This window comes from Allobosea sp. 10L422 (assembly GCF_056395345.1).
In genome coordinates this window covers 143,156-160,005 of sequence record NZ_JBFTJI010000006.1, presented here as the reverse complement: position 1 = coordinate 160,005, position 16,850 = coordinate 143,156, and the positions used below count along the sequence as shown (strand labels likewise).

Annotated in this window: 15 protein-coding genes; 7 read left to right on the top strand and 8 right to left on the bottom strand. The window is 66.1% G+C overall.

The window, feature by feature from the left end:
• Positions 1-32: 32 nt before the first annotated feature.
• From AC1DEZ_RS14150 to AC1DEZ_RS14135, 4 genes are all read right to left on the bottom strand, one after another.
• Positions 33-821, bottom strand: a complete 789-nt coding sequence (locus tag AC1DEZ_RS14150; RefSeq protein WP_441511119.1) for an ABC transporter permease — start codon at positions 819-821, stop codon at positions 33-35.
• Positions 818-1,720 (bottom strand): ABC transporter permease, encoded by a 903-nt coding sequence (locus tag AC1DEZ_RS14145; RefSeq protein WP_441511118.1) that lies wholly within the window; start codon positions 1,718-1,720, stop codon positions 818-820. The genes AC1DEZ_RS14150 and AC1DEZ_RS14145 overlap by 4 nt, the downstream gene beginning before the upstream one ends.
• Positions 1,721-1,856: 136 nt before the next feature.
• Entirely contained in the window at positions 1,857-3,026 is a 1,170-nt protein-coding gene (locus AC1DEZ_RS14140; RefSeq protein WP_441511196.1) for an ABC transporter ATP-binding protein, read from the bottom strand.
• Between the two features lie 26 nt (positions 3,027-3,052).
• Positions 3,053-4,165: a polyamine ABC transporter substrate-binding protein gene (locus AC1DEZ_RS14135; RefSeq protein WP_441511117.1), complete on the bottom strand. Its 1,113-nt coding sequence runs from the start codon at positions 4,163-4,165 to the stop codon at positions 3,053-3,055.
• 195 nt (positions 4,166-4,360) lie between these two features.
• Between AC1DEZ_RS14135 and AC1DEZ_RS14130 the strand changes: the two genes are divergently transcribed.
• Entirely contained in the window at positions 4,361-5,098 is a 738-nt protein-coding gene (locus tag AC1DEZ_RS14130; RefSeq protein WP_441511116.1) for a DUF3750 domain-containing protein, read from the top strand.
• Between the two features lie 111 nt (positions 5,099-5,209).
• On the opposite strand, the gene AC1DEZ_RS14125 is transcribed toward AC1DEZ_RS14130, so the two are convergent.
• Positions 5,210-6,493: a cystathionine gamma-synthase family protein gene (locus AC1DEZ_RS14125; protein ID WP_441511115.1), complete on the bottom strand. Its 1,284-nt coding sequence runs from the start codon at positions 6,491-6,493 to the stop codon at positions 5,210-5,212.
• Positions 6,494-6,638: 145 nt separating this feature from the next.
• Between AC1DEZ_RS14125 and AC1DEZ_RS14120 the strand changes: the two genes are divergently transcribed.
• Positions 6,639-7,097: an Lrp/AsnC family transcriptional regulator gene (locus AC1DEZ_RS14120; protein ID WP_441511114.1), complete on the top strand. Its 459-nt coding sequence runs from the start codon at positions 6,639-6,641 to the stop codon at positions 7,095-7,097.
• Between the two features lie 12 nt (positions 7,098-7,109).
• Here the strand turns inward: AC1DEZ_RS14120 and AC1DEZ_RS14115 are convergent, their stop codons facing one another.
• Positions 7,110-8,114, bottom strand: coding sequence for an alpha/beta hydrolase (locus tag AC1DEZ_RS14115; protein WP_441511113.1), 1,005 nt, complete (start codon positions 8,112-8,114; stop codon positions 7,110-7,112).
• 133 nt (positions 8,115-8,247) lie between these two features.
• Positions 8,248-9,396 carry an alpha/beta hydrolase gene (locus AC1DEZ_RS14110; protein WP_441511112.1) on the bottom strand — a complete coding sequence of 383 codons (1,149 nt, stop codon included), beginning with the start codon at positions 9,394-9,396 and terminating at the stop codon, positions 8,248-8,250.
• A gap of 133 nt (positions 9,397-9,529) precedes the next feature.
• On the opposite strand from AC1DEZ_RS14110, the gene meaB reads away from it, so the two are divergent.
• Both meaB and AC1DEZ_RS14100 read left to right on the top strand, forming a co-directional pair.
• Positions 9,530-10,516, top strand: coding sequence for a methylmalonyl Co-A mutase-associated GTPase MeaB (gene meaB, locus AC1DEZ_RS14105; protein ID WP_476779858.1), 987 nt, complete (start codon positions 9,530-9,532; stop codon positions 10,514-10,516).
• Positions 10,517-10,620: 104 nt separating this feature from the next.
• The gene (locus tag AC1DEZ_RS14100; protein WP_441511111.1) at positions 10,621-11,994 is read left to right on the top strand and encodes a TIGR03808 family TAT-translocated repetitive protein; all 1,374 of its coding nucleotides are present in this window, start codon (positions 10,621-10,623) and stop codon (positions 11,992-11,994) included.
• A gap of 6 nt (positions 11,995-12,000) precedes the next feature.
• Here AC1DEZ_RS14100 and AC1DEZ_RS14095 read toward each other — a convergent pair whose 3' ends face one another.
• A complete protein-coding gene (locus tag AC1DEZ_RS14095; RefSeq protein ID WP_441511110.1) occupies positions 12,001-12,999 on the bottom strand; it encodes an asparaginase in 999 nt (332 codons plus the stop codon).
• A 136-nt stretch (positions 13,000-13,135) separates the two neighbouring features.
• Here AC1DEZ_RS14095 and AC1DEZ_RS14090 point away from each other — a divergent pair, with 136 nt between their 5' ends.
• The 3 genes from AC1DEZ_RS14090 to AC1DEZ_RS14080 all read left to right on the top strand — a co-directional run bounded on the left by AC1DEZ_RS14090 (position 13,136) and on the right by AC1DEZ_RS14080 (position 16,849).
• Positions 13,136-13,960, top strand: coding sequence for an alpha/beta hydrolase (locus tag AC1DEZ_RS14090; RefSeq protein WP_441511109.1), 825 nt, complete (start codon positions 13,136-13,138; stop codon positions 13,958-13,960).
• 112 nt (positions 13,961-14,072) lie between these two features.
• Entirely contained in the window at positions 14,073-14,309 is a 237-nt protein-coding gene (locus AC1DEZ_RS14085) for an Lrp/AsnC ligand binding domain-containing protein (protein ID WP_066610093.1), read from the top strand.
• 245 nt (positions 14,310-14,554) lie between these two features.
• The gene (locus AC1DEZ_RS14080; protein ID WP_476779827.1) at positions 14,555-16,849 is read left to right on the top strand and encodes an NADP-dependent malic enzyme; all 2,295 of its coding nucleotides are present in this window, start codon (positions 14,555-14,557) and stop codon (positions 16,847-16,849) included.
• The last annotated feature ends 1 nt before the right edge of the window (position 16,850 follow it).

The following is a 16,850-nucleotide window of genomic DNA, read 5'->3' as shown; positions in this document are numbered from 1 at the left end:
AACGCGCTTTGAGGGCGCCGTTCAGCCACCGTTTAACTGCCGGAAAGCTGCTCGCGCTTCAGCAGCAGCGAAGCGGCGATCACGACGATGGCCACGGCCCCGATCATGATCGTGCAGGCGGCATTGATCTCGGGCGACACGCCGAGTTTGACCGCCGAGTAGAGCCGCATCGGCAGAGTGGTCGCGCCGGGGCCGGTCGTGAAGCTCGCGACGACGAGGTCGTCGAGCGAGAGCGTGAAAGCGAGCATCCAGGCCGCCGCCACCGCCGGCCAGATCAGCGGCAGGGTCACCGTCCAGAAGGTGACGAAAGGCGTGGCGCCGAGATCCTGCGCCGCCTCCTCCAGCGAGCGGTCGAAGCCGGCGAGCCGCGATTGCACGACGATACAGGCGAAGCCGAGACCGAAGGTCGCGTGGGCGATCGTGACGGTCCAGAAGCCGCGCTCGACATCGACGGCTACGAAAAGCAGCAGCAACGACAGGCCCGTCACCACCTCGGGCATGACAAGCGGTGCCAGCACCATGCCGGAGAACAAGGTGCGCCCCATGAAACGGCCATGGCGGGCGAGAGCCAGTGCCGCGAGCGTGCCGAGAATGGTCGCCAGCGTCGCCGAGACGACGCCGAGGCGGATCGAAAGCCAGGCCGCATCGAGCAGCGGCTCATTCTGCATCAAGGCGCCGTACCAATGCGTCGAGAAGCCGCCCCAGACCGTCACCAGCCGCGAGGCGTTGAAGGAATAGGCGATGAGCGTCAGGATCGGCAAATAGAGGAAGGCGAAGCCGACGATCAGCGCGAGGATCAACCCGGGGCCGAGCCGGCTCATGCCGCCATCTCCCGTCGCAGCCGCGCCCGCTGGAGCAGGACGAGCGGCAGCACCAGCACGACGAGCAGTACCACCGCCACCGCCGAGGCCAGTGGCCAGTCGCGGTTCGAGAAGAACTCGTTCCAGAGCACCTTGCCGATCATCACGGTGTCGGGGCCGCCGAGCAGGTCGGGGATGACGAACTCGCCCACCGCGGGGATGAAGACCAGCGCGGAGCCGGCGAGGATACCAGGCAGCGAAAGCGGCAAAGTCACCGTGAAGAAGGCTGTGACGGGCGTTGCACCGAGATCGGCCGCCGCTTCGAGCAAGCCGCGATCAAGTTTTTCCAGCGTCGCGAAGAGCGGCAGCACCATAAATGGCAGGTAGGAATAGACCATGCCGAGCAGCACGGCCGTCTCGGTGTTGAGCAGGCGCAGCGGCTCGATTTCGAAGCCGAGGAAAGCAAGCGCAGCGTCGAGCAGCCCGTCCGGCCTGAGGATGCCGATCCAGGCGTAGACGCGGATCAGGAACGACGTCCAGAACGGCAGGATGACGAAGACGAGCAGGAGACCGCGCCAGCGCGACGGCGCCGAGGCCATTGCATAAGCGAGCGGATAGCCGATCGCGAGGGCGAAGAGCGTGGTCAGCGCCGCGATGCGCAGGGAATAGAGATAGCTCTGCCAATAGAGGGGGTCGTCGCCGAGCAGCTTGAAGTTCTCGAAATCGAGCTGCGACAGGAACGCGCCGAGCTGCGCGAGCCCCTCGAAATGCGGCGCATAGGGCGGCAGCGCCGTCGCCGCCTGCGAAAAGGCCATGCGCAGCACGATGGCGAAGGGCGCGAGGAAGAACAGCGCCAGCCAGAGATAAGGCACGGCGACGACGAGGCGGCGAAGCCGCTGCAGCGAAGCGACCGCGCTCATGATGTCACTGCGCCGTCGTGCTCGGGCTTGCCCCGAGCATCTGGTGACATGAGAGGCTGCAGCGCCTCCTTCTGCCAGAGATTCTCGGGTCTGCGCTTCGCTCCGCCCGAGAATGACGCCCCTGCCCCAGCGCGCCTCATGGCGGCAGCACCACGCCGGCCTCGACATCCCAGGAGAGCCAGACCTTGTCGTCCCAGGCGAAGGGCCGCGCCATGCGCCGTGTCCGGTTGGCGAGCGCGACCTTGACGAGCTGACCACCCTCCCCTTGAGCGTTTTGCCCGCCGAGCATCACCTGGATCATGGTGAAGTCGCCGAGATAGCCGATATCCCAGATCTCGCCCGCGACCTTGTTGACCGCCTGGCCCGGCTCGTCATGGGCGATTTCGATCTTCTCCGGCCGGATGCCGATGACGAGCGGTTCGCCCGGCTTCAGCGCCGGTGCGTCCTCGTCGAGCTCGACGGTGCCGACATGCGGCACCTCGGCGCGGACCAGTTCGCCCTCGACGGCGGCGATCCTGCCTTCGAAAATGTTGATGTCGCCAACGAACTCCGCGACATGCCGGTTGGCCGGCGCCTCATAGATCACGTCGGGCGGGCCGATCTGGACGAGCTTGCCGTGGTCCATCACCGCCATGCGGTCGGCCATTGTCATGGCCTCGTCCTGGTCGTGAGTGACGACCATGAAGGTCAGGCCGAGCTCGCTCTGCAGATCCATCAGCTCGAACTGGGTCTGCTCGCGCAGCTTCTTGTCGAGCGCCGCCATCGGCTCGTCGAGCAGGAGCAGTTTGGGCCGCTTGGCGAGCGAACGCGCGAGCGCGACGCGCTGGCGCTGACCGCCGGAGAGCTGATGCGGCTTGCGCCCGCCGAGGCCGGAGAGCTTGACCAGCGCCAGCATCTCCTCGACGCGCCGGTCGATCTCGGCGCGTGGCAGTCCCTCGCGCTTCAGCCCATAAGCAATGTTGTTGGCCACGCTGAGATGCGGGAACAGCGCATAGGACTGGAACATCATGTTGATCGGCCGCAGATGCGGCGGGATGCCGGTGATGTCCTGCCCGGCGAGCAGGATCGTGCCCGCATCCGGCGTCTCGAAGCCGGCGAGCATGCGCATCAGCGTGGTCTTGCCGCAGCCGGACGGACCGAGCAGCGCAAAGAACTCGCGGGGATAGAGCGCGAGCGAGAGGTCGCCCACCGCCGTGACGTCGCCAAAGCGCTTGGTCACGCCCCGGAACTCCACCAGCGGCTTCGCCGCCGGGTCGTTCCAGGGCTGGAAGGCCCGGCGCACGCTGCCGGGCGAGGTCTTCTTCATGGGGCCGGCGACCTGTCCGAAACCGGTCACTTGCCGGTCTTCACGCGCGTCCAGAGCCGGTTCACCAGCCGCTGCGCCTTCTGGTCGTAGGGCGTGATCGTGTAGAGCCGCGCCATCACCGCATCCGACGGGTAGATCCCTGGGTTGTCGCGCACCGCGGCCGAGAGCAGCGGCTTCGAAGCGATGTTGCCGTTGGCGTACTGGATGAAGTCAGAGTTCTTCGCSGCCATCTCCGGCCGGTTGACGAAGTCGATGAACTTCAGCGCCCCGTCGACATTGCCGGCATCCTTCGGGATCACGAAGGAGTCGAACCACATCAGCGCGCCCTCCTTCGGGATGGAATAGGCGATCTGGACGCCGTTCTTGGCCTCCTCGGCGCGCTTCTTCGCCTGAAGGATGTCGCCGGAATAGCCGACGGCCAGGCAGATATCGCCATTCGCCAGCGCGTTGATATATTCCGAGGAGTGGAACTTCTGGATGTGCGGGCGGATCTTGCGCAGGAGCTCGCCGGCCTTGTTCAGATCGGCCTCGTTCTTCGAGTCGGGGTCGAGCCCGAGATAGCGCAGCGCCGCCGGGAACATCTCCTCGACCGCATCGAGCACATGGACGCCGCAGTTGGAGAGCTTCTTGAGTTGCTCGGGCTCGAAGACGATCTTCCAGCTGTCGATCACCGCGTCGGGGCCGAGGCGTTCCTTGATCTTGGCGGTGTTGTAGCCAATCCCCGTAGTGCCCCACATGTAGTTCACGGCGTATTTGTTGCCGGGATCGTATTTCGACAGACGGGTCTGGATTTCCGGCCAGAGATTCTTGAGGTTCGGCGCCTTGTCCTTGTCGATCGGCTGGTAGAGGCCGAGCGGGATGTGGCGCGGCAGGAACGACGCGGTGACGACGATCAGGTCGTAGCCGGTCTTGCCGGCCAGAAGCTTGGTCTCGACCGTCTCCATCTGGTCGAAGGTGTCGTAGACGACGGTGATGCCGGTTTCCTTCTTGAAGGCATCAAGCACCTCCGGATCGACATAGTCAGACCAGTTGAAGATGCGCAGCTGCTTCTCCTGCGCGGCCGCCGGTGCGGCGAGAAGTCCCAGCCCGATCGCGCAGGCGGCAATAGCCTCGGCCAATCGCTTCGTCGTCTTACCCAATCTGCCCCTCCATCAAGCTCAGGCGCGCGCACGCTAACAGCTTTCCCCCCGGCATCAACCGGCTTCAGGCGCGCTCCGATGCGCGCGCACAGCCCTGGGTTGCCAAGAGGCCCTGCAGCATGTCGGCGCGGGGTGACGCAAGCGTGATCGGCGATGTTCTTGCCGGCTTCAGCAGCCCTGCACATACCGTGCCGGATGCGCTTCCTCCGCCGCTTCCTGCTTTTCTTCGTCATCGCCTTCCTGCTGCCGCTCGCGACCCATGCGGGCTGGTGGATCTGGCAGACGCATGCTCCCGACTGGCGGCGGGCCGACTGGACGAGCGCGAAGCTTTTGCCCGCCGCCGCGGTCGAGCCCGAAGCGACGGTGCATCTCTTCGCCGCGCGCGTCGGGCGCTGGCGCGGAATCTTCGCGCATCATTCCTGGATCGTGGTGAAGGAGCGCGGCGCGAGCGCCTATACGCGCTTCGACGTCGTCGGCTGGGGCATGCCGGTTCGGATCAACCATCGCGACGCCGATGGCCGCTGGTTCGGCAATATGCCGGAACTCGTCGCCGAAGTCCGCGGCGATGCCGCCGAACGGCTGATTCCGCGCATTCGGGCGGCGGTTGCGAGCTACGCCTATTCGAGCCCGGACAGCTATCTCGCCTGGCCGGGACCGAATTCGAACAGCTTCGTCCAGCACGTTCTGTCGGAGGTGCCGGAACTCCGGCAGGCGCTGCCGCCGACGGCCATCGGCAAGGACTGGCGCGCCGACGGGCTGTTCGCCGGCCTTACCGCCAGCAGGACGGGCATCCAGGCCTCGGCCTATGGGATTGCGGGCGTCACGGTGGGCTGGGTCGAGGGCATCGAGATCAACATCCTCGGCCTCGTCGCCGGGTTCGACCTGCGCAGCCCGGCGCTGAAGCTGCCGGGCTGGGGGCGGATCGGGGTTTGAAGCCGGTCGTCATTCTCGGGTGAAGCGAAGCGCAGACCCGAGAATCTCCCGCCGGAGAGGGCACTGGTTTCCAGGATGCTCGGGTCAAGCCCGAGCATGACGCACCTTCTCTCAGACCGCCTCGAAAGCCTGTGCCAGATCGGAGATCAAATCCTCGATGTTCTCGATGCCGACCGAGATGCGGATCAGCGCGTCGGTCAGGCCGATCTCCTCACGCAGCTCCCTGGCGACGCCGGAATGGGTCATCGCCGCCGGATGCGAGACCAGCGTCTCGGTGCCGCCGAGGCTGACGGCGAGCTTCATGATCTGGAGGTTGTCGAGGAGCGCGAAGGCTTCCTTCTCTCCGCCCTTGACGTCGAAGGCGAAAGTCGAGCCCGCGGCGCTGCACTGCCGGTCGAAGACGGCCTTGCGCGGATCGCTGTCCTTGAGGTTGCCGAGATAGTGGACCTTAGCCACCTTCGGGTGGTTTTCGAGGTACTCCGCCACCAGCTTGGCGTTCTCGTTGGCGCGGCTCATGCGGATATCCAGCGTCTCCAGCGAGCGCATCAGCATCCAGCAGGAGTTCGGGTCTGCTTGCGTGCCGAGCGAGCCGCGCCAGGCCTTCACCTGCCGCACCAGCGCCTCGGAACCGCTGATCGAGCCGCCGACGAGATCGGAATGGCCGCCGACATATTTCGTSAGCGAAAGCAGAGTGAGGTCGGCGCCGAGGTTGAGTGGCTTCTGGTATTTCGGGCCGAGCAGCGTGTTGTCGACGACGACCGGTGGACGGTGGCCCTGCGACTTCTCCAGCTCGTCGGCGATCACCTTGCAGGCGGCGAGATCGACGAGGCCGTTGGTCGGATTGGCGGGGGTTTCGACCATGATCATCGCGACGCGGCCCTTGGCGGCAGCCGCCTTGGCAACCTCCCGCATCTGCGCGATGTCGAGCCCGTCGGTGAAGCCGAACGGCGTGATGCCGAAGGCGCCCATCTGGTTCTTGAGCAGGGTTTCCGTGCCGCCATAGAGCGGACGGGAATGGAGGATCGTGTCACCCGGACGCAGGAAGGCGAAGCAGGTCGTGGCGATCGCGGCCATGCCGGAGGCGAAGACGGCGCATTTCTCGGCCTCGTCCCAGATCGCCAGGCGATCCTCGAGAATCTCCATGTTGGGATGGTTGAAGCGTGAATAGACCAGCCCGGGCTTCTCGCCGGGTTTCGGCTGGCGCCGCCCCGAGGTGAAGTCGAAGAAGTCCTTGCCCTGCTGGGCGTTCTCGAAAACGAAGGTCGAGGTCAGGAAGACCGGCGGCTTGAGCGAACCTTCCGACATGGCCGGCGAATAGCCGAAGCCCATCATCAGCGTCTCCGGATGGAGCTTTCGGTTGGCGATCCGGTCCTTGTGATAGCTATCCCCGTTCATGAGCTGTCTCCCTTTTTTCGGCCGCGCCGTTGAATCCCTGCCTTTGAGAATAATCTCATCAGAGCGCCATTGCTTGGTCGATAAAGCTCACCGTAAACTCACGATTGCAGCTTCCTGCTCACAAACCTGCACAGCGGAGCATATCATGCTCGACACGATCGATCGTCGGATTCTCTCGGTGCTCCGCGAGGACGGGCGGATCACCAATCAGGATCTCTCGCAGCGGGTCGGGCTGTCGCCGACGCCCTGCCTGCGCCGGCTCAAGCGGCTGGAGGAGACCGGCGTCATCCAAGGCTATGCGGCAGTCGTCGACCCCAAGGCTTATGGCCTGCCCTTCAGCGTCTTCGTCTCGGTGCGTCTCACCCAGCAGAACCAGGAGCAGATCGCCGAATTCGAGAAGGCCGTCGAAAGCTGGAGCGAAGTCGCCGAATGCTACCTCATGACCGGCTCGCAGGACTATCTGCTGCGCGTCGTCACCGACGGCATCGAAGGCTATGAGCGCTTCCTCAAGCAGAAGGCGACGCGGCTGAAATGCATCCAGTCGGTCGAATCCAACTTCGCGCTCGCGACGATCAAGAAGCGTTCGGGCCTGCCGCCGATCTAGGGTCTGGCCTCGTCAGGCGCCGCGATCCATGGCGCGGCGCACGACCTGAGTGACCTCGCTGTTCGACAGGAACAGGTCGTGGCGCAGCATGCTCCAGCCGCGGCCGGACGTATCCGCGACGCGCACGCCCAGCGCATCGAGGCGCGAGCGGTCGGCAGCACCGGCGCGTGCAACGCCGCCGGCGATGCGCGCCGAGACCGCAAGCGCCCGGTCGCCGGGATCGATGATCACTGTCATGCGCTGCGCCAGCGGTCCGAGCTTCTTCACCGTCTGCTCGAAGGCGTCGATGTCGACATCGGGCGAAGCCAGCACGACGGAGCCGATCCGGGCATAGACATCCTGGGAATCGCGCAATTCGCGTAGGCCTTCCAGTGTCAGGAAGGTTCCCATCGAGTGGGCGACGATGTGGATGCGCCCGACCGTCGGGTTGGCAACGAGCGCCTGCAGGCTCTGGACGAAGCCGTCGCGCGACCAGAGCGCGCTCTCGCGGTCATAGGCGTAGTCGAACAGCTTGCCGCCGGACGGCCAAGTGAAGAGCGCGGTGCGGCCCTGGAATTCGAGCGAATGCGAGAGCTGGCCGGCGCTGCGCGCGGCTGTTTCGAAGGTTTCGTTGAAGCCGTGGACATAGAGCAGCACGTCGCGGCCATTGGCGGCATCCGAGAAGGCGCGCGGGGCGTCGTTGGTCACCTCGCGGCCGACGCCTAGCACAGCCCAGTCGCCACTGACGGCGGAGGAAACACGTCCGGATATTCCCCTGCCAGGCGCTGACAGGCGCACCTCGGCGAAGGTCAGCGGCCCCCGATCGGTGCCGAAATAGGGCGCGGCATTGCCGACCGACCTGCGCGTCGTCATGACCAGCAGACGCGGATCCTTGCCGAGCGCCGAGCTATCGGCGCGCTCCGGCTCGGCGAAGGGCGAAACGCTCGCTTCGCTCTGGGCGCAGGCGGCAAGCCCGAGGGGCAGGAACGCGGCGAGCGCCAGCGAGCGGCATGAAAAGTCGCGCCTCGTGACAGGCATGGCGGCAGGCATCCAAGATCGATCGTGAGAGGCCGAATGGCCAACCGGGCCTTAAGGGCAGGCTAACGCGGCCAGAATGGGGCGGCCCTGCGGCCTGGCTGCGGGGATCGCCCACCGTTGCAGCGATGTGACATCATTGGCCGCCGGAGAGGATCGTTACCGGAGCGGTCACGACCAAGCCGACGGTCGAGCCCACCGTGCCGACGACGCCGCCGGCGATGTCGCCGATCCGGTCGCCGAATTGCTGCCCGGCGAAGCCGATGCCCTTATCCTGCCGCAGCCGCTCGCCGATGAGCCGTACCACCTTGGGCGAGGAAGCGAACTTGGCGTGGTTCAGGCTGTCGCCCGAGGCCACCTCCGAGATGTCGATGATCCGCACGCCGAGCTTTTCCAGCTCCGCGATGATCTCGGTATCCTTCGCAGAGACGGAGCCGAGCCGGGTCTTGTCGCCTGCGAAGCGGCGCGAGAAGTCGAGCGCCTTGTCGTCGGCCGATACGAAGACGGTGACGGGCCGACGGATCTGCGCCATCTGCGTCTTGAAGACATCGAGATCGACATCGGGCGCGGCCAGCATGACGTCGCGCAGCTTGCCACCGAAGGCCCCGTCGCCGCGGATCGCGGCCTGGCGCAACGTCTCCAGCGTCAGCAGCGTGCCCATGGAATGAGCGAGAATATCCATGCGTGTGGAGCCGAGATCGCGCGGGATGCCGCGCAGACTGGCCTCGAGGAAGTCGCGCGAGTAGTAGGCGCTCTCGCGGTCATAGGGATAGGCGAGGAGTTCGCCGCGCGAGGGCCAGGAGAACAGCACCGGCACACCCTTGAAGCCGGAATCATAGACGATCTGGGCGAAGCGGTAGGCCGCATCGGCGAAATTCGTGTTGTAGCCGTGGACGAAGACGAGCACGTCGCGCTGATCGACCGGCCGGCTCTGGAGTTCCTTGCGCACATCCGAGATCACGGGCGCTAGGTCGAGCCGCTGGACATAAGTCGCGGTGAAATACTTGGCCGGATCGCCCGGCCCCGAGCTCGGCAGCTCCAGATTGCCGGGCTTGTGGCTGCGCGGCACGGTGATGTCGAGCCGCGCGAAGGAGAGCTTCGGCGAACGCTCGCCATTGAAATAGACCGGCTGCGCCGAGGGCTCGCGCGTCGTCGCGACATAGATTTCGACCGTGCCGGCGATGTCGGCCGCAGGCGCCTGGCTCAATTCAAGCGTGCGTGGCGTCGAGCAGCCCGCAAGGACCAGCGGCAGCAGCAACGCCAAAACAACACCGCGAAACCGCACCGCCACTCCAATCATCGCTCAGTCGTCTCACCGGATGCGCCGATCTTCAAGATGCGTGCATGACACAGTGATGAAGCAACTGGCGCACGGCGAACTCCTTGTCCCCCTCGGCGGCACCTTGCTAACTGGCGTCATGGCCCACCGCACGCCCACCGCCGACTCGCTCGGCGCCGCGCTTCTCGCCGGCGAACGCGCCGCCCTGGCCCGCGCGATCACGCTCGCGGAATCGCGCCGCGCCGACCATCGCGAGCAGGCGCAGGCGCTGATCCAGCGGCTGTTGCCCCATACCGGGCGTGCCATCCGCGTCGGCATCACCGGCGTTCCCGGGGTCGGCAAATCGACGACGATCGACGCGCTCGGCAGTCACCTCACGGCCAAGGGACACAAGGTAGCGGTGCTGGCGGTCGACCCCTCCTCGACCCGCACCGGCGGGTCGATTCTCGGCGACAAGACCCGGATGGCACGCCTCTCCGTCGATCCGAACGCCTATATTCGGCCATCGCCCTCCTCCGGCACGCTCGGCGGCGTCGCGGCCAAGACGCGCGAGACGATGCTGCTCTGCGAGGCGGCAGGGTTCGACGTCATCCTGGTCGAGACCGTCGGCGTGGGGCAGTCCGAAACGGCGGTGGCCGATCTCACCGACTTCTTCCTGGTGCTGATGCTGCCCAATGCCGGCGACGAACTGCAGGGCATCAAGAAGGGCATCATCGAGCTTGCCGACATGATCGCGGTCAACAAGGCGGACGGGGCCGGAGCAGCTGCGGCCCGCGCGGCAGCGGCCCAGTACAGGGCCGCACTTCATATCCTGGCGCCCACCTCGACCCTGTGGAGCACGCCCGTGATGACGATCTCCGGCCTGACCGGCGAAGGGCTCGACGCGCTCTGGACCAGGATCGAGGATCATCGCGCCCGCTTCGAAGCCAAGGGCCTGATCACCGAGAAGCGCCGGCGCCAGGACGTCAAATGGATGTGGGCGATGGTGCAGGATCGGCTGCAGGCCAAGCTCAGGCACGACCCTGCGCTGAAGGCGCGCGCGCCGGAACTGGAGGCTGCGGTCTCATCCGGCAAGCTCGCACCGACGCTTGGCGCCGAGGAGATCGCCCGCGCGCTCGGGCTCTAGCCGACGCCAGCCGCATCTTGCCTGTTCTGCGCGGCGTCGGTTTCAAATCGGGACAGCGGGGCTGGCACGCCGTTTGATCGCGGCGGGGTCGAAGGGGAGGTTCCATGGTGCTTTCGCGGCGCGGTTTCCTGGCTGCCGGCCTGACAGCCCCGGCATGGTTTCACCTGCCGGCCCGTGCGCAATCGGCAGCGCCATCCCGCGGCGGCCCGCTTGGCCATTTCGGCCTGGACGCCGCCCAGTTCGGATTGCGGCCGGGCGCTTCGGAGGATCAGTCAAGCCGGCTCCAGGCGGCATTGAATGAAGCGGCAAAGCGCAATGCCCCGCTCATGGTTCCAGCTGGGCGCTACCGACTTGCCTCAGTCCGCCTGCCGGACGGCGCGAACATCGTTGGGATGCCCGGGCAGACCCTCCTCGTGACTGCAAATGGCAATCCGCTGTTTGTCGCCAACAATATCGCTCGCGCAAATCTGACCGGCCTTGCCTTCGACGGGCTCGACATCCCTTCGCCGCAGCGCGACGGCCTCGTCGCCTGCAACAATATCGGCGCGATCACGATCTCGGACTGCGACTTCGCCAAGGCCGGGTCGGTCGGCCTGACCCTGCACCGCTGCGGCGGGCGCATCGTGGCAAGCCGCTTCCGCGGCATGCGCGATTCCGCCCTGTTCTCGTTCGACTCGGCGGGCCTCATCATCGAGCAGAACGATATCGAGGATTGCGGCAACAACGGTATCCAGATCTGGCGGAGCCAGGCCGGCGACGACCGGTCGATCCTGCGCGGCAATCGCGTCAGCCGCATTCGCGCCGATGCAGGCGGCAACGGGCAGAACGGCAATGGCATCAGTCTCTACCGCGCCGGCGGCGTGATCATCGAAGGCAACCAGCTGCGCGACTGCGCCATGACCTTCATCCGCAACAATTCCGGCTCCGGGGTGCAGATCCTCGGGAATCAGGGCCGCCGCTGCGGCGAAGTCGCGCTCTATGCCGAATTCGCCTTCGAGGGCACGATCATGGCGAACAACCTGGTCGAGGACTGCGCCCAAGGCGCCAACATCACCAATCTCGACCATGGTGGGCGGCTCGCCGTCTTCGCCAACAACATCATTCGCAACGCCAAGCGCGACCTGCCGCCCAATGGCGGGGAGCCGGTCGGCGGCATCGGAGTCCATGTCGAGGCCGAGGTGGCCGTGACCGGAAACGTGATCGAGAATGCGAGCGAGATCGGCATCTCGCTCGGCTGGTCCTGGGGGATGCGCAACCTGGTGGCGACCGGCAACATCGTGCGCAAGGCCGGCATCGGCATTGCCGTCTCGCTGGTGCCGAAGGAGCGCAACGCCGTCATCGCGAACAACGTCATCGACGAGGCACGCAATGGCGCCATCGTCGGCACCGAATACGGCAAGCCGGTCACCGGCGACCTCGCCAAGGCGCCCGACGCCAGAGCGGCGGGCATCCGGGTCGAGAACAACGCGGTCCGCTGATGCGCCTCAGGCAGCCGGTGCGCGGATGCGTCCGACCTCGATGCCGTTCCAGTTCTTCAGCACGGTTTCGCGCAGCGGCGCGAAGGCGGTCTGCGTCGCCTCGTCCATCGGCAGGAAGCGGGCGATCAGCGCGCCCAGCGCAACTTCCGCGGCACGGCCAGCGCCGTCATCGCATTTCAGCGCGATGCCATAGCCCAGCTCCGGCAAGGCAGCGCAGTAAACACCTTCGGCGCCAGTCTTGGTGAAGGCGCGGGCGCCGAGCAAGCTCATCAGCCGCGTGTCGTAGCGATCAGTGCCAGCCACCATGAAAGGGTGGGCCGCTGCGGCGGCGCGAATGCGCGCGGCGGCTTTCGCCCGCTCGGGGCCAAAGCCGTGGCCCGTGCCGAGGCGCGCGAAGCCCAACGCCAGCGCCTTCAGCGGCACAGCATAGGAGGGAATCGAACAGCCATCGATGCCCATGCGCTCGCTGGAATGCTCAGCACCGGTCACCTCCTCGAGGGCGCCGCGCACCGCCCGCTGGACGGCATGGCCCTGCTTCACATAGCCGGCCGGATCCTCATCCAGGCTGCAGGACAGGCAGACAAATCCGGCATGCTTGCCCGAGCAATTATTGTTGAGCGCGCTCGGCTCGGCGCCCGACTTGGCCAAGGCCCGCGCCACCGAGTCATTCATCGGCCAATGCGCCCCGCATTCGAGGCAGCCGGCGTCGCGGCCGGCCTTCTTCAGCATCGCGAGCGAGGTCTCGGCGTGCAGCGGCTCGCCTGAATGCGAGGAGACGGCCAGCGCGATCTCGGGCTCGGTCAGGCCGTAGTGGTCGGCCGCGCCGCTTTCCAGCAAAGGCAGCGCCTGGATCGCCTTCACCGCCGAGCGCGGAAAGACAGGCCGCTCGATGTCACCAACTGCGAAAACCACTCCACCATCGGCATCGACGATGATCGCAGACCCCCGATGGCGCGATTCGACGACATTGCCGCGCGTGACTTCGGCGAGGACGGGGTTTTCCATGGCGACCTCCAGATTCCGCTTGCTGCGGATTGCCGCTTTTGGCGCCGGGCGCGCCACCTGTCAAAAGCGCTGGCGGAAACCGCGAACGGCTGCCACCGTACACCCATCAGCCGTGCCACCGCCGAGCAGGATACCGATGTCGCCGGACTACGAGACCGAATACAACAACCGTGCCCGCGTGCCGGAGCATCCCGGCATCATCGCCGGCTGGCAGGCCGACGCCGCCGCCTACAGGGCGACCGCGCTGTGCGAGCTCGGCGTCTCCTATGGCGAGGGCGAGCGGCAGCTCTACGATCTGTTCAAGCCGGAGACGATCCGCGGCGACGCGCTTGTGATGTTCATCCATGGCGGCTACTGGCAGGCGCTCGACCGGAGCTTCTTCTCGCATATGGCGCGTGGGCTGAACCAGCTCGGCCTGCCCGTGGCGGTCGTCGGCTACGATCTTTGCCCGCAGGTCCATCTCGGGCACATCGTCTGGGAGCTTCAGCAGGCAGCTGCCGCGCTCTGGCGTCGCTTCGGCCTGCCGGTCGTCGCGACCGGCCACTCTGCCGGCGGGCATCTCAGCGCCTGCACGCTCGCTACCGACTGGAAGAATGTTGGCGCCGACCTGCCCGAGCATCTGGTGCCCGCCGCCTATGGCATTTCCGGCCTCTACAACCTCAAACCCCTGACCGAGACAAGCATCAACAACGCTCTCGGCCTCAGCATGGAAGCTGCCGAGCTCGAAAGCCCGCTATTCTGGTCGGCGCCGTCGCGGCTGACGATGGATGCCGTGGTCGGCGGCGAGGAGAGCGCCGAGTACCACAAGCAGAGCCGCCGGATCGTCGATGTGTGGGGGCTGGAAGGCGTGACGACGCGCTATGAGGAAATCCCCGGCGCCAATCATTTCACCATCATCGCCGGGCTGACAGAGCCGGACAATCCGATGACACGGCGCATCGCGGCGCTCGCTGGCGCCTGATCTCTCCGCAGAGGGCATAGCCTGCGCTGAAGCATCAGCCTCGCCCGAAAACCGCATTTCCCTTTTCGGGCCGATGCCTTATCCAGACCGCATCAGAGTTTCGGAGAGCGCGATGCAGACCTTCTTCGTCGAGATCAAATGCAAGCTCGGCAAGACCTATGAGGTCGCCAGCGAACTGGCCGATCGCGAGATCGCCTCGGAGATCTACTCGACCGCCGGCAACTACGACATCCTGGCCAAGTTCCATGTCGGCGCCGACGTCGATATCGGCCATTTCGTCGCGCAAAAGGTGCAGTCGATCCCCGAGATCGCGGACACGCACACGATCATCACCTTCAAGGCCTTCTGAGCCGCGCTCGCATTCGAGGCTTCGATTCAACCAGCGCATCTTCTGGTTGGAAGCGGCGTTTCCTGAGTCGCGCCAACGGATTGTCACAGCCTGCTCACAGAGCGATTCACCTCTTTCACAGATTGATTCAATCGGCCGCGGCCCGATCTTTGCCCTTGCTGCGGCCACCGAGGCATCCTGACCGCTTGACGCCGCATGGCCTTTTGCGCGACCAGCATCCTTCGGACTGCAGGGACCATCGCGCCATGAAAAGCACGCTCTCCACCGATCTGCGCTCGGGCGCGCTCGTCTATCATCGCCAGCCCCGGCCCGGTAAGCTGGAGATCCAGGCGACCAAGCCGCTCGGCAACCAGCGCGATCTGGCGCTGGCCTACTCGCCCGGCGTCGCCGCTGCCTGCGAGGCGATCGTCGACGACCCGTCTCAAGCGGCCGAACTCACCTCACGCCAGAACCTCGTCGCCGTCATCACCAACGGCACGGCCGTGCTGGGCCTGGGCGACATCGGCCCGCTGGCTTCCAAGCCGGTGATGGAAGGCAAGGCGGTCCTGTTCAAGAAATTCGCCGGCATCGACTGCTTCGACATCGAGGTCGAGCAAAAGAACATCGAGAAGTTCGTCGAGGTCGTCGCTGCACTGGAGCCGACCTTCGGCGGCATCAACCTCGAGGACATCAAGGGGCCGGAGTGCTTCGAGATCGAGGAGCAGCTCAAGGCCCGGATGAAGATCCCGGTCTTTCATGACGACCAGCACGGCACCGCGATCATCGTCGGCGCGGCCGTCCTGAACGGCCTCGACCTCGCCGGCAAGAAGATCGCCGACGTCAAGATCGTCGTCTCCGGCGCCGGCGCGGCCGCTCTCGCCTGCACCAACCTGCTCGTCGAGCTCGGTGCGCAGCGCAAGAACATCTGGGTCACCGATCTCGAAGGCGTGGTCTACCAAGGCCGAAACACGCTGATGGATCGCTGGAAGGAGGTCTATGCGCAAGAGACGGACGCGCGCACGCTGGCCGACGTGATCGGCGGAGCCGACATCTTCCTCGGCCTGTCCGCCGCAGGCGTGCTCAAGCCCGAGATGGCCAAGAGCATGGCGCCGAAGCCGCTGATCCTGGCGCTCGCCAACCCCAATCCCGAGATCACGCCCGAGGACGCGCTCGCCGTGCGTCCCGACGCGATGATCTGCACCGGCCGCTCGGACTATCCGAACCAGGTCAACAACGTCCTGTGCTTCCCCTACATCTTCCGCGGCGCGCTCGACGTGCAGGCGACGACGATCAACGAGGCGATGAAGCTCGCCGCGGTGCGCGCCATCGCGGCGCTCGCCCGCGAGGCCTCCTCGGATGTGGCGGCGCGCGCCTATGGCGGCGAAACCTCGACCTTCGGCGCGACCTCGCTGATCCCGAACCCCTTCGATCCGCGCCTGATCATGCGCATCGCCCCGGCCGTGGCGGAAGCCGCCATGGTGACCGGCGTCGCGCGCAAGCCGCTGGTCGATGTCGAGGCCTATCGCGAGCAGCTCTCGCGCTTCGTCTTCCGCTCGGGCTTCATCATGAAGCCGCTGTTCCAGCAGGCCAAGGCCGACCCCCAGCGCGTCATCTACGCCGAAGGCGAGGATGAGCGCGTGCTGCGCGCCGCCCAGGTCGCGCTGGAGGAAGGCCTCGCCATCCCGATCCTGATCGGCCGCCCGAGCGTGATCGAGACCCGCATCCAGCGCTTTGGCCTGTCGCTGAAGCCGGGCGTCGACTTCCAGGTGGTCAACCCCGAGGACGACCCGCGCTATCGCGACTACGTCCAGACCTATCTCGACATCGCCGGCCGGCGCGGCATCACGCCAGAGGCGGCGCGCGCGCTGGTGCGCACCAACAACACGGTGATTGCCGCGCTCGCGGTGGCGCGTGGCGAGGCGGATGCGATGATCTCCGGGCTCGAAGGCCGGTTCATGTCGCGTCTGCGGCACATCAAGGACATCATCGGCCTGGCGCCCGGTGTCTGCGATATCGCGGCCATGACGCTGATCATCACCAACAAGGGTGCCTTCTTCCTCTCCGACACCCATGTGAAGCACGATCCGAGCGCGGAGGAGATCGCGGACATGACAGTGCTCGCGGCGAGCCATGTCCAGCGCTTCGGCCTCGACCCCAAGATCGCTCTGCTCTCGCATTCGGATTTCGGCGCGGCCGACACCCCGAGCGCGCTGAAGATGCGTAATGCGCTGAAGCTGATCCGCGAGCGCGCGCCGCATCTGGAGTGCGACGGCGAGATGGAGGTCGAGACGGCCCTGGTGCCGCTGATCCGCGAGCGCGTGCTGCCCTCCTCGACTCTGAAGGGCATGGCGAACGTCCTGATCTTCCCGAACCTCGACGCGGCGAACATCGCCCATCAGTTCGCCAAGGTGCTGGCGGATGCGCTGCCGGTCGGCCCGATCCTGATCGGCACGGCCAAGCCCGCTCATATCCTCACCAGCTCGGTGACGGCACGCGGCGTGGTCAACATGACGGCCGTGGCGGTGGTAGAGGCCCAGGAGAGATCCGCGGCAGCCGGTTGAT